Annotated in this window: 8 protein-coding genes; 7 read left to right on the forward strand and 1 reads right to left on the reverse strand. The window is 55.8% G+C overall.

Going from position 1 to position 13,397, the window contains the following annotated elements:
* Nucleotides 1-50 precede the first annotated feature (50 nt).
* The gene (locus tag ACFPQ4_RS22075) at nucleotides 51-3,359 is read right to left on the reverse strand and encodes an S-layer homology domain-containing protein (protein WP_378114086.1); all 3,309 of its coding nucleotides are present in this window, start codon (nucleotides 3,357-3,359) and stop codon (nucleotides 51-53) included.
* A 192-nt stretch (nucleotides 3,360-3,551) separates the two neighbouring features.
* On the opposite strand from ACFPQ4_RS22075, the gene addB reads away from it, so the two are divergent.
* From addB to ACFPQ4_RS22110, 7 genes are all read left to right on the forward strand, one after another.
* Nucleotides 3,552-7,091 carry a helicase-exonuclease AddAB subunit AddB gene (gene addB, locus ACFPQ4_RS22080; RefSeq protein ID WP_378114087.1) on the forward strand — a complete coding sequence of 1,180 codons (3,540 nt, stop codon included), beginning with the start codon at nucleotides 3,552-3,554 and terminating at the stop codon, nucleotides 7,089-7,091.
* The gene (locus tag ACFPQ4_RS22085; protein WP_378114088.1) at nucleotides 7,088-11,020 is read left to right on the forward strand and encodes a UvrD-helicase domain-containing protein; all 3,933 of its coding nucleotides are present in this window, start codon (nucleotides 7,088-7,090) and stop codon (nucleotides 11,018-11,020) included. The genes addB and ACFPQ4_RS22085 overlap by 4 nt, the downstream gene beginning before the upstream one ends.
* A 15-nt stretch (nucleotides 11,021-11,035) precedes the next feature.
* On the forward strand, nucleotides 11,036-11,665 hold the full coding sequence (locus ACFPQ4_RS22090) for a hypothetical protein (protein ID WP_378114089.1): 630 nt from the start codon (nucleotides 11,036-11,038) through the stop codon (nucleotides 11,663-11,665).
* Between the two features lie 62 nt (nucleotides 11,666-11,727).
* A complete protein-coding gene (locus ACFPQ4_RS22095) occupies nucleotides 11,728-12,120 on the forward strand; it encodes a hypothetical protein (RefSeq protein ID WP_378114090.1) in 393 nt (130 codons plus the stop codon).
* A 141-nt stretch (nucleotides 12,121-12,261) separates the two neighbouring features.
* The gene (locus ACFPQ4_RS22100) at nucleotides 12,262-12,609 is read left to right on the forward strand and encodes a histidine triad nucleotide-binding protein (protein WP_378114091.1); all 348 of its coding nucleotides are present in this window, start codon (nucleotides 12,262-12,264) and stop codon (nucleotides 12,607-12,609) included.
* Between the two features lie 97 nt (nucleotides 12,610-12,706).
* A complete protein-coding gene (rpsU, locus tag ACFPQ4_RS22105) occupies nucleotides 12,707-12,880 on the forward strand; it encodes a 30S ribosomal protein S21 (RefSeq protein WP_005547957.1) in 174 nt (57 codons plus the stop codon).
* A gap of 15 nt (nucleotides 12,881-12,895) precedes the next feature.
* The gene (locus ACFPQ4_RS22110) at nucleotides 12,896-13,339 is read left to right on the forward strand and encodes a GatB/YqeY domain-containing protein (protein WP_378114092.1); all 444 of its coding nucleotides are present in this window, start codon (nucleotides 12,896-12,898) and stop codon (nucleotides 13,337-13,339) included.
* Nucleotides 13,340-13,397 lie beyond the last annotated feature (58 nt).

Raw genomic sequence — 13,397 nt, forward strand, 5'->3', positions numbered from 1 at the left:
GAAGAGCCGCCCGGGACGGATAATCGTCCTGGCGGCTCTTTTATTATCGATCAATGTCTCGTGTTCAAGTAATAGGCCATAATGCGGCTAATAAAGACGGATGCTTCCGCTCGCGTCATTTTTTTGTCAGGTAGCAAGTAGCCTTCCGGAGTGCCAGTCATCAAGTCAATAATGGTAATTGTTTCCAACCATTCTTTGCCTATGGTGACTTTATTCCCGTCCTTAAAAAAGCCTAGAGTGGCTTCTTTCATCGGCGGCAAGTCCAATGCGATGGCTGCCCAGATTCCCGCTTCCATTCTGCTCACCGCTTTCTCGGGATTGAAGTTCTCGCCGTAGTCAAAAGGTTTGAACCACCCGCTGGATAAGGCGTACTGGATATAAGGGGACGACCACCGCGAATTCGGTACATCTTTGAAGTGTGACGTCGTCACTCCGGAAATATTGGTTTTCACCGCTTGATTCAGCATTTTAACGAATTGTTCGCGGCTAATGGCAACTTCCGGCCGGAATGTCCCGTCGTTGAATCCGTTTACGACGCCTTGCTCGGCTAACCATGAAACCTCGTTTTTGGCCCAATGGTTGACCATGTCCGGATAGACGATAGGGAACTTAATGTCGAACGCATATTTGGTAAGCGTCTTGGTTTGCGGCGAGAAGGCAATGAAGCTGTTATTCCCGAGCGTTGCCGCATAGTCCATATCCGTCCCGAACTCGCCCGATTCCCATACTAACGTACCGTCATAACGGAATTTCGCGGCGGCGCTCACGGTTTTAAACTCCGGCTTTCCGATATGTTTCCAGACGAAAATTCCGTCCTCTTGCGCGCGGATACTGACCGTATTTTCGGTTTCAATCGTATTTATCGTTTCTCCTTTAAGAGTCATCATGACTATGTTCCGAAACGTCGGAACGAAAATCTGACCTTCATGAATAAGCGATGGCGACATGATCGTCTGTTTCAACGTTTTCGTCCAAATTGTCTTACCGTCAGGTTGAATGGCCATTATTTTTCCATCGCCGGTAGTGGTGATGATCGTTCCATCATCGGCGATAACGGGTTGGAGGAAATCCCTATCCGTAGTACCAAGATCGGCTTGCCACTTTAGATCTCCTGTTGCGGCATCGATAGCATATAATTTTCCGGAATAGAGTACCGGATTACGGACGAACGCCGTAACTATGCCGCTTGCTTTCTTTACCGCGACATAGTACAACACCGATTCGTCTTTCGAGAACACCGGTTGAAACTCGACGTGCCCGTCTACGGGGAGCGACCAACCCGGGGAATAGTCCGCTTTATACTGGAAAATCTGCCCGCGGGAGTTATCATCTTTGTTAGCGTAAATGTACCTTTCTTGATTGAAAGCAGTGAAGATGTTGCCTTTGCTGTCCAGCAACGTTGCTCCATGGTGATTTGTCCCGAAAGAAAGCTTTTTTATTATCTCGCCCGTGGAAACGTTGATTTTAAAGAGATTACCTTTGTCGGTACCAACATAAACGGCATTGTCCAAGCCAAGAACCAGGCTTTCGTAGACGTTTTGGAAGCCGGAACTTTCGACGTTCGTCGACCAACGTTCCTTTCCTTCCGGGGTGACGGATTTAACGAGCCCATTTGAAGTGACGAACAAGAGGTTCCCTTCATTATCGAGCAGTGCGCGTTGGTTATCCGGATATCCATCGCCGGAGGGTGCGGGAAGTTCCCAAACCGCATTGGCGCTCGCTTTACCGATCGGTACCGGCGTGCGGCTTTTGACTATGAAATTTACTTTCGTCTCGAAGGTTTGATACCTGATGGTTACGGTAGCTTTGCCCGGCGATAATGCTCGGGTCGAACCGCTTGCGTCAACGGATACGACTTTCGGATTCGAACTGACGAAGGTAGCGCCTTTGGCTAGCGGAGATTTTACCCCGTCGGCGTAATGTACGAACATTTCCAGGTAAAGATATTCGGATACGAGACGCGTAACTTCCGATGCGCCGTTATAAAAAATTCCGACTATTTGATCGTTCTTAGGGAGTTCGACGAATTGATCGCCTAACTTCATTAGATCGCCCTGAGATGTTCCGATATAGATCGAACCGTCATCGCCAACAGCGATAAGCTGTGCGAGCAATCCGGATTGGTTGAACGATCGGGTGACGACTAGTTGATCGTTCAAGCTCACGAGACCGTCCGAAGTTATGAATAACATATCTTCACCCATGGCATCGACGATCCCAGTAAGGGTAGACATTTCGGGGGGATTGAGCACCGTTGCTCCTTTGGCATCAAACAAGGTGAGCTCTTGTTTATTAGCAGAGAAGTTATAGGATAACGAGAGAAGCTTTCCATCCGAACGGGGGAACAGCGTTACGGTTGGACGCACCGACGTTTGCCAGAGCGGGATTCCGTTGGAATCGAAAACCTGTAAAGTATCTTTGCGATTGTTAATGAAAACTGTTCCCTCGGCTGAAACGGTTAATTGCAGCCTATCTTCCTGGAATTCTCGCAATAGACTCATGTACCCGTTTTCGATCCGATATAGAGCGTTCTTTCCGCTCGTTTGTCCTGCGGATGTACTAGTAATACCCCACGTATATTTCGAAGTCATGAAGTAAAGTTTTCCGCTGGAATCCATGGCAAGCTGTCCGGCTCCTCCTGAATCGTCCAACTTATGCTGTATGCCCGCATTTCCGTTTTGTTGTATTTCGTCGATAATCGCATCATTAATGACTTTCGCGCGCTCTGCAACGGACAAATTTATGTTGGAAAAATCAATTGCAGGTCTGAATTGAGTAAGCGTCGCGAATATGCGGTCCGTACCATTAACGCGAAACGCGTACAATCCACTGACGCCAGCTCTACGGCTTACTTCTGCTCCATCTGGACTTAAAGTAATAAGAGTATCCGATAAGTTAGCCAGCAAATGAACGTATCCCGTGTCTCGCGCGACAAATTTGCTTATATCAGCGGCTGAAGTTTCGTATACCCATTTGGTCGTCCCCGATGGCGCGATTGTGTACAGATTACCGGCTGAAGAAATATAGAGCGTACCGTCAGCGATCTGTTGAAATCGTACGGGCTGCGCGCCTGAATTGGATTGAGGATTAATCTTGATCGGGGATTTCCAAAGCGTCTTTCCTTCGGCAGACACAGCGACGATATACCCATCGGATACAGGCGCATATACGGTACCGTTCTGACCGATAAAGGGTTTGGAGATCACTTTTGAACCGACGGTAGCATGCCATTGCTCGTAATATTTGGCAGGCGCGGTCGTCTCCGCGGCGACAATAGATCCTGGTAATAGCGTAGTGAATAGATACATGCACATAAAATATAAAAGTATTGCTGGTTTAAGCTTGGTTCGTTTAAGCATGCCGGGCCTCCAAATGTCGCATTTTGTTCAAAAAGCTAACTGTAATGAATTCAACATTTGGACAAAATATCCTTCTTTTCCCTTTATTCGACTCCCGAACGCCTGTGCGCCTATCACCGCTTATGGTACAATAGTCGGAGTTGGCTCGGGGTGCGGACAAGCTCCCGACAAGCAAGAATGGGAGGTGCGGACGTGTCCCTTCGGCTCATAACAGGTCGATCCGGAAGCGGCAAAACGCGGTTCGCGTTGGACGAAATCAGAAGCAGGCTGCAGTCAGATCCGCTAGGCGCGCCGCTCATTCTGATCGTGCCGGAGCAAGCGACTTTCCAAGCGGAATACGCGATGGCGACGACGCCGGGGCTCGGCGGCTTCATGCGGGTTCAGGTACTCAGCTTCCGCAGGCTCGCGTTCAGGGTCATGCAGGAAACGGGCGGCTCCGCGGTCATTCCGATTCACGATAACGGAAAAGCGATGCTATTGCATAAAATATTGGAAGCGAAGCGGGACAACCTGAAGCTGTTCCGCGGAGGCGCGACGGAGTCGGGTTTAGTCGCACGCATGAACGAATTGTTGACGGAGATGAAACGGTACGGCATAGACAGCGCCAAGTTGCTCGGCAGGGCCGAAGCGGAGGCTAAACGATCGTTCGTCGCGCCGGAGGCTTCTTTGCTGCCGCTCAAGCTGCACGATCTATCGCTCGTCTACTCCGAAATGGAGCGCGAGCTCGCCGGACGTTGGCTGGACGGCGAAGATATGTTGGATTGGTTAACGAAGGGCGCCTCCGACGCGCCATCGCTTTCAGGCGCGGAAATCTGGCTAGACGGCTTCCACGGGTTTACGCCGAACGAATACGCGGCGATCGAATCGCTCATGAAGCGGGTCGAACGGGTATCGGTGACCTTATGCGTGGATCGTCCTTATTTGTCCGGCGAGCGGCCGGACGAGCTGGCGTCGTTCCATCCGACCGCGGTAACGTCTGCGCAGCTATGCGAGCTGGCTGACGCCGCGGGCGTTCGGTTGGAGCCGGCCGTGTCGCTGACGCCGGCCGTGTCGCCGCGATTCGAGCGGAACCCGATGCTCGCGTTCGTAGACAGCAATTGGGATAACCGCAAAAGATGGTCGGGAGACGCAGCTTTATTGCGCCCCGATCATCCCGAATGCGGTCTGTCGCTGCATGCCGCCGTTAACCGCCGGGCGGAAGTCGAGGCGGTAGCTCGCGATATGCAGAGGCGCGTTCGCGAGCAAGGCGGCCGTTGGCGCGAGCTGGCCGTGTTCGTGCGCCGTATCGGCGATTACGCCGACTTGCTGACGGCGATTTTCGGCGAATACGGCATTCCGTTTTACCTGGACGGCAAATCGGCGGTTTCGCATCATCCGTTCGTCGAATTCGTTCGCTCCGCCTTGGAGTGCGTATCCGGCGGCTGGAAATCGGAAGCCGTATTCCGCTGCGCGAAAACCGATTTGCTAGGCGCATCGGACGCGATCATTACGCGAGACGAAATCGATAGATTGGAAAATTACGCCTTGGCGACGGGCATAGACGGTTGGCGTTGGCATGACGACCGGGTATGGTATCCGTTGCAACGCGGAGATATAGAGGAAGAACGTTCGGAGGAAGACGCGGAAGAAGCGATGCGTCGATTGCTTGCCGTGCGCGATTCGCTGTTGCGTCCGTTACTCGCGCTGGAGAAGCGAATGAAAGAAGCGACGACCGTACGCGAGTTGTGCGAAAGTTTATATGCCTTTCTAGAAGATACGGGAGCGGCGGATACGTTGGAACGCTGGAGCCAAGCGGACGCGGACAACGGTCAGCCGGGACGGATGATGGTTCACCGGCCGTTATGGGACGGCGTATTGCAGCTATTGGATCAGCTAGTAGAGCTGATGGGCGATCAACCTAAGGACGTGCAGCTATTCACGGGCATGATCGATTCCGGATTGGAGGAGCTTAAGCTCGGCGCGGTTCCTCCGTCGTTAGACGGCGTGCTGATCGGCAGCCCGGAGCGGACGCGATCGGATCGCGTTGAAATTGTTTACTTGCTCGGCGCGGGAGACGGCGTTATGCCGATGCCGATCGCCGAGAACGGGTTGCTGGACGAGAAGGAACGCGACCTATTGGCGGCCGACGGAATCGCAATGGCGCCGGGCGCGAGAAGAAGGCTGCTCGACGAACGGTTTCTAGCGTATCTTACTTTGACGACGGCGTCCAAGCATCTATGGATCAGTTATCCGCAGTCGGATGAAGAAGGGGCGGCTTTGCTGCCGTCTTCGTGGATCAAGACGCTTAAAAAATGGTTCCCCGGCATCCCCGAGCAGGTCATTGCCGCCGAGCCGCATCCGTCCGACGACGAACGGGCGCAGCTTGCCTTCGCGGTGCATCCGGGACGCGCGCTGACGCATCTGATCGCTAGACTGAGAGGCTGGCGGCAAGGCGAGGAGATCGCATCCGGTTGGTGGAACGTGTACGAATGGTTGAGAACGCAAGAGGGCTGGAGCGAGCGTCTGGCATCGCTTATTTCTTCTTTGAGATATACAAACGAAGAGAAACCGCTGCAGCCGGAGACGAGCCGGCTCTTGTACGGCGATCGGTTGCTGGCGAGCGTGTCGCGGATGGAACGGTTCGTCGCTTGTCCGTTCCAGCATTTTGCCGCTCACGGGTTGAAGTTGAAAGAACGGCAGCTCTATCGCGTCGAATCGCCGGATATCGGCCAGCTGTTCCATGCCGCGTTGCGGCAAACGACGGAGAAGCTGTTCGCGGAAGGCGTAGCGGGCTTGGATGCGGCGCGATGGCAGGCGGAGGCCGCTGCCGCGGTTGAGCGGCTGCTGCCGCGCGTGCAGTCGCAAATTTTACTGTCGTCGGGACGGCATCAAGTAATGGCCCGGAAGCTGCGGGACATCGTAAGCCGAGCTTCCGCTATTATCGGCGAGCACGCCGGGCTGTCGGCATTCAGGCCCGTCGGCTTGGAGCTCAGCTTCGGACCGAACGGCTTGTTGCCGCCGTTATCGCTCGAATTGGGCGGCGGACGCTACATGGACATCGCCGGTCGAATCGACCGCGTCGACGCGGCGGAATCCGCGGACGGACTGCTCCTGCGCATTATGGATTACAAGTCTAGCAGCGTGAAGCTGAAGCTCGACGAAGTGGCGCACGGCTTGTCGCTGCAGATGCTCACTTATCTCGACGTCGTCGTTTCCCATGCGCCTCACTGGCTCGGGAAGCCGGCGAAGCCTGCCGGCGTGCTTTATTTTCACGTGCAAAATCCACTTATTCTCACGCCGAACGGCATGTCGGCATCGGAAGCGAAGGATGCGTTATTCCGTCAATATCGCATGCAGGGTTTACTGCTCGCGAACGGGGATTCCGTCAAGCTGATGGACGAGTCGCTTAACGATTCGAGCAAATCGGCGGTCATTCCCGTCGAATTCAAAAAGGACGGCACGTTCTCCTCGCGCTCCCAAGTCGCGGACGATGGCCAGTGGAGCGTGCTCCGCAGCTCGGTAAGATCGCAAATTCGCCGAATCGGCAAAAGGATCGTCAGCGGTGACGTCGCGATCAATCCTTATAAGCTTGATCGCCGCAGCCCGTGTCAATTTTGCGAGTATCGTCCGGTGTGCCATATCGACGCCGAGGTCGAAGGCAATCCGCATCAGACGTTAACCCGCGCGGCTAACAAGGACGAGCTGTGGCAACGCATTGCCAAGACAGCGCAGGAAGGGGGAAGCTCGCAATGAGTCAGCTAGCCGATTGGCCGGTTAAACCGGAGGGCAGCCAATGGACGGACGAGCAATGGGCGGCGATCGTAGCTAGCGACACGAACTTGCTCGTCGCAGCCGCGGCGGGCTCGGGCAAGACGGCCGTTCTTGTCGAGCGCATCATTTCGCGGATCGCCGACGAGACGAAGCCGCTCGACGTGGACGCGATGCTCGTAGCTACCTTTACGAAGGCGGCCGCGGCCGAGATGAAGGAGCGCATTCGCCACGCGCTGGATAACGCGCTGGAGAAAACGCCCGATTCTAAGCATCTCCAACGTCAGCTTGCGTTGCTTCCGAGAGCATCCGTTACGACGCTGCACTCGTTCTGCCAAAGAATCGTCGAACGCTATGCGCCGCTAATCGAGCTTGATCCCGGGTTCCGGTTGGCTAACGAGACGGACACCGAGCTGCTTCGCATGGATACGTTAGACGAGTTGTTCGAGGAGCGTTACGCGACGGAGGGCGAGAGCGGGTCGCTGGCGCAGCTTGCGGAAGTGTTCGGCGGCGAGCGCAACGACGAGCCGCTCCATCGCCTCGTGCTGGAGCTTCATAAATTCGCAGGCAGTCATCCATGGCCGACGCATTGGCTACGGCAGATGGCGGGACAATTCCGCGGCGCGGACGTTGATAGCTTAGTGCAGTCGCTATGGGTACGCAGCTTAATGAGCGATACGATGCTGCAGCTGCAAGGTACGATCTACATGCTTCGGTCCGCGCTTCGTCTTGCGCACGATCCGGGAGGACCGGCGCCGTATATCGATACGTTATTCGCGGATATCGACTGTCTCGAGAACGTTGCCGAAGCTTTTCGGACCGGCGGCTTTGCGGAGTGGCAAGCGTCGGTCGCGGGTATCGCGTTCGGACGTCTTAAAGCCTGCAAAGGCGACGAGTACGATCCTGTCCTGATCGATCGGGTCAAGGGACTGCGCGACTCCGCCAAGAAAGCCGCGGCTAAGCTATCGGAGGAATGGCTCGTCCGTTCACCCGCGCAATACGCGGAGGAGCTTTGCGCGATCGCTCCCCATATCGAGCAGCTCGCGGAGCTGGCGATCGTCTTCGACGAGCGGTTCGAGCAAGCGAAGCGGGCGAAAGGAATTCTTGATTTCGGCGATTTGGAGCACTATGCGCTGCGCATTCTTCGCGATCCGAGCTCGACGCCGGAGCTTAGCGTTCCATCGCAGGCGGCAATCAATTTCCGCGAACGGTTCGCGGAAATTTATTTGGACGAATACCAGGATACGAACGAGGTGCAAGAAGCGATCGTATCGCTGATCGCGCGCCGCAAGCCGGGTAACGTATTCATGGTCGGAGACGTAAAGCAGAGCATTTATCGGTTCCGCCTCGCGGAGCCGGGACTGTTCTTGAACAAATATAAGACGTATGACGTACTTACGTCCGGCGGCGACGGATATGGACTGGCCGCGCCGGAGACGAGCGCGGAAGGCAAAGCGGCTGACGGCATGCGCATCGATCTGGCTCGTAACTTCCGTAGCCGCAGGGAAATCATTCACGCGGTCAACCATGTGTTCGGTTTGATCATGCGCGAGCCGGTCGGCGAGATGAACTATGACGACCGGGCCGAGCTCATTTACGGCGAGGGATATCCGATTCCAAGCGATGCCGCGGACGCTGCAACGTCACCTTATGCGGTCGAGATGATCGTCATCGACGCGGCTAAGCCGAGCGAAGACGACGCGCAAGCCGGAAGCGAGGGCCAAACGGCGGACGCTGCGGACAGCGGCGGCGAGGCGTCGGGCTCGGCGGACGGCGAGGGCGAAACGGAAGACGCGGAAACCGCACAATTGGAGGCGCGATGCATCGCTACCGAAATCCGCAAGCTGATGGGCATGGAGAGCGAGGATGCATTGCCGTTCGCCGTCTACGACGGCAAGAACAAGCTGCATCGTCCGTTGCAATTCCGGGACATCGTTATTTTGCTGCGCGCGGTTTCGTCGCAGGCGCCGGCGCTTTTGGACGAGCTGCGGGCGGCGGGCATACCCGCTTACGCGGATCTCGCCACCGGTTATTTTGCCGCCACGGAAGTCGACGTTATGCTGTCGCTCTTGTCGATCATCGATAATCCGCATCAAGATATTCCCCTCGCGGGCGTGCTGCGTTCGCCGATCGGCGGCTTCACGGCGGAGGAGCTTGCGCTTATCCGTCTGAGCAAACGGGGTGCTAGTTATTGGGACGCGGTGAACGCCGCGGCGTCGGCTGAACTCGCGCTAAGCGGCAAGCTTGCTGATTTCGTGCGCAAGCTTGGTGGCTGGCGGGATTACGCGCGCCGGGAGCCGCTCGGCGATTTGCTGTGGCTCCTCTATCGGGAGACGGGCTATTACGACTACGTAGGAGGGTTGCCCGGCGGGGGACAGCGCCAGGCGAATTTGCGCGCGCTAGTGAACCGGGCGACGCAGTACGAGCAATCGTCCCGTTTCCGCGGTCTGTTCCGGTTCCTGCGGTTTCTTGGCCGGATGCGCGATACTGGAGCCGATCTGGGAGCGGCGCGCGCGCTCGGAGAGAGCGAGAACGTCGTACGCATCGTCTCGATCCATCGCTCCAAAGGGCTTGAATATCCGGTCGTCTTCGCCGCGGGACTTGGCCGCTCGTTCAACCGGCGAGATTTGAACGGATCGTTCCTCAAGCATAAGAAGCTGGGCTTCGGTCCGCGAATGGTGGAGACCGATACCCGGATCACATACCCGACGCTGCCGCAGCTCGCGATTAAACGCAAAATGGCGGCGGAAATGCTCGCCGAGGAAATGCGCGTTCTGTACGTGGCGTTAACCCGTCCGAAGGAAAAGCTTTATTTGATCGGCACGAGCAAGGACGCCGCTAAGTCATGGGAGCAATGGAGCGAGATGGCGGCCATGGCAACCGGGGATCGGTTGCCCGACCACGCGGTCGCGTCGGCGAGCAAATATTTCGATTGGTTAGGACCTGCCGCCGTGTTGGCTACCGAGCTTAAGGCCACCGAGCGGCGCTGGACTTGCGCGATCGTGCCGTCCGCGACGTTCACGCGGCCGAAGGAAACCGCGGACACGCAGGCGAACGACGATGCTCGGACCCGTTGGGAGGCCGTGCTGCAAGCGGGGCGCGTCGATGCGCCTGACACGCCTGAAGCCGACGCTGTCGGGCGAGCGTTATCGTGGCAGTATCCCGAGCAGGCTTCGACGCAAGCGGCCGCTAAAACATCGATTACGGCGCTCAAAAACCGGTTAGATGCCGAGCAAGCGACTAAAGCTTCTCCGATAGTTGACGAGGACGATACGACGGACGACGACACTTTACGGCTGGCAGCCGGAGATTCGCCGGAATGGCAACTGCAAGCCGCGCCCGCTACAACGTTCCGGCTGCGCCGGCCGAGGTTCATGTCCGCGAAGCAGCTTACGCCGGCGGAGCGAGGCTCGGCCTTCCACTTGGCGATGCAGCATCTGCCCTTGCAGCCTGGAACGGACACCGTTCACATTAGTGCGCTTCTGGACCGCCTGGTCGGTCTGCGCATCTTATCGAACGAGCAACGGCAAGCGATCGACGCGGAAGCCATAGCGAGTTTTTGCCGAACCCCGCTATATGGTCGGCTTTGCGCGGCAGACAAGGTTTGGCGCGAAATTCCGTTCACTTACGGATTAGCGGCGAATGACGTATATCCCGCGCTGAGGGATTCCGAATCGGAAGACACGGTGCTCATTCAGGGCGTTATCGACTGTCTGTTCGCGGAACCCGAAGGGCTCGTGCTTATCGACTATAAGACGGATACGCTCAAGGGCGGATCGGCGGCCAAAGCGGCCGAGAAACACCGGTTTCAAGTAGAGCGCTACGGCGAAGCGATCGGACGCATCGTCGGTCGGGACGTCGTAGAGGCGTACGTCTATTTCTTCGACGGCGGTCAAGCCGTGAGATTGATTTAAGCTATGGAGGACGATATGCAGGATAACAATAAGAGATCGTTTACGGTACCCGTGCTGCTGCTCATCATCGTTACGCTGGCTATTCTATGCATTCTCTTTTATTCGAAAAATTTACTGTCCGGACAGAACGAGCAGTCGGAAGCGGGCAAGCGGCTGGCGGAAAAATACGTCAACGCGCAAGCGTACGCCGCGTTATTGCAAGGCGGCGCCGAGCAATTGTTGAACGCGACCTCGGAGATCGATCGTCTGCATGCCAAAGAGAAACTCGGCGAAGCCCGGTTCGCGCTCGGCGAAACGCAAAGCCTTATCGCCGATGCGATTCGTCTTCAATCCGGCCAGAGCGACGAGCAGATCGAAGCCTCGCTCTCCGGCATGAACAAAGCGCTTGGAGCCGAGGATAGCCTGCTCAATACGGCGGGCGAGCATGACGGACCGCTAACCGAGTCCGAAAAGACGGCGCTGACAGCGGTCGTGGCGGTAGCGAAAGACGCGGAAGCCGCTTTGAAGCGTTACCTCGTGCCTTCAGGCGTCGGAGGGTACCGGATCATGGCGGACGGAGGCGAATGGATCGATGCCGTTATGGAAGCGAAGTCGAGCCTAGACGCGTTGGCCGTAACGTTGTCCGAGCCCAATTTGAAGCCTTGAGGTAGCCGTTCGCCCACCTAGGCATATGCTGTAGGTGATAGAGCCTCGAGGAGGAACGAACGATGGAAAAGAAACCGATTGCATCCAAAGTGATGCATTTGGCCAAGCAAGTACCCGCTGCCGTTCAACAAGTCGTTACGCATCCGATCGCCAAGCAACCTACGGCCGTAATGCCCGCAGCCCAAGCGCCCAGCAAAGCGTTATGCCTATCCCATATGCATCGTTACGTCGAAGTGCAAGCGGCGGACGGCTATTGTTACGACGGTATCGTGGAGCATGTAGACGATCAGTGGCTGTGTCTCGCGGTACCGGGTGCGGTAGATCCGATGCGGGGCTTTTTCCCGCCGCCGCCGTTTTATCCGCCGTACGCGCCGTTTCGACCGCGCAGATTCGAACGGCTCGCGCTGCCGCTGGCAGGCTTGGTAGCGCTGTCGCTGCTGCCGTATTACTGGTAAGCATCGCGCGTCCCGACGATACCCCTTGCGCAGCGAGGAGCTTGTCGCATCGATGCGACAAGCTCCTTGTTGCGTCGTTGGACTTTGACAGTCCAAATCAGTTATGATAGGCGTATATCGTTTGATCGAGGTGTCCTGTCCATGAGTTGTCTGTTTTGCAAAATCGTCGAAGGATCGATCCCTTCCCGGAAAGTGTACGAAGACGAACAAGTCGTAGCTTTTCACGATATTCAGCCGCAAGCGCCCGTTCATCTGCTCGTTATCCCGAAAAAACATATCGCCTCGTTGAACGATGCCGAAGCGGAAGACGCTGAAGTGCTCGGCCGTCTGCAGTTGGTCGCTCAGCAGGTAGCGAGAGAAGCCGGACTGTCGGAAAGCGGATATCGTGTCGTGACCAATAGCGGTAAGGACGCTGGACAAATCGTGTTCCACATTCACTATCATGTACTTGGCGGAGAAAAATTAGCTCTGCTCGGCAATAAGGAATAATTACCGAGGCTTTGAAGTTGACACTCGCTTTCCTCATCGCCTATAATGTAGTTTGATAACCGTGTGTTGTGGTCTGTTGCGGAGGGAGGGAAAACAGGTGTCCGAAACGAAAGTACGCAAAAATGAAACAATCGACGCTGCACTCCGCCGCTTTAAGCGCTCCATCGCCAAAGACGGCGTTCTCGCGGAAGTGAAGAAACGCAAACACTATGAGAAACCGAGCGTCAAACGGAAGAAGAAGTCCGAAGCCGCACGTAAACGTAAGTTCTAGGAGGAATCCGCACGCATGAACCTCGCGGAGCGTTTGAACGAAGACATGAAGCAAGCGATGAAAAGTGGAGAAAAATTCCGCCTTTCGACAATTCGGTTGGTTCGTGCAGCGATCAAAAACCAAGAAATCGAGCTGCGCCGCCCGCTTGACGATAGCGAATTGCTTACCATAATGAGCCGTGAACTCAAGCAGCGACGTGAATCCCTCCTCGAATTTAGAAACGGGGGTCGGGAAGATTTGGTGAGCAACGTCAGCGCAGAAATTGAGATCATATCCGAATATCTTCCGAAACAGCTGGACGAAGAAGAAGTCAAAGCCATTGTTGTACAGACCATGCAAGAAACCGGTGCTTCTTCTAAAGCCGATATGGGAAAATTAATGGGTGCATTGATGCCGAAGGTGAAAGGACTTGCCGACGGGAAAGTAGTCAATGGTATCGTCCAACAACTTCTGCAATGATTTCATGCGAACGACAGGCACTCCCTTAACGGGGAGTGCTTTTTGCTATTTTAGGCAA

The organism is Cohnella yongneupensis (genome assembly GCF_042655785.1).
In the GTDB taxonomy this organism is placed as follows: domain Bacteria; phylum Bacillota; class Bacilli; order Paenibacillales; family Paenibacillaceae; genus Cohnella; species Cohnella yongneupensis.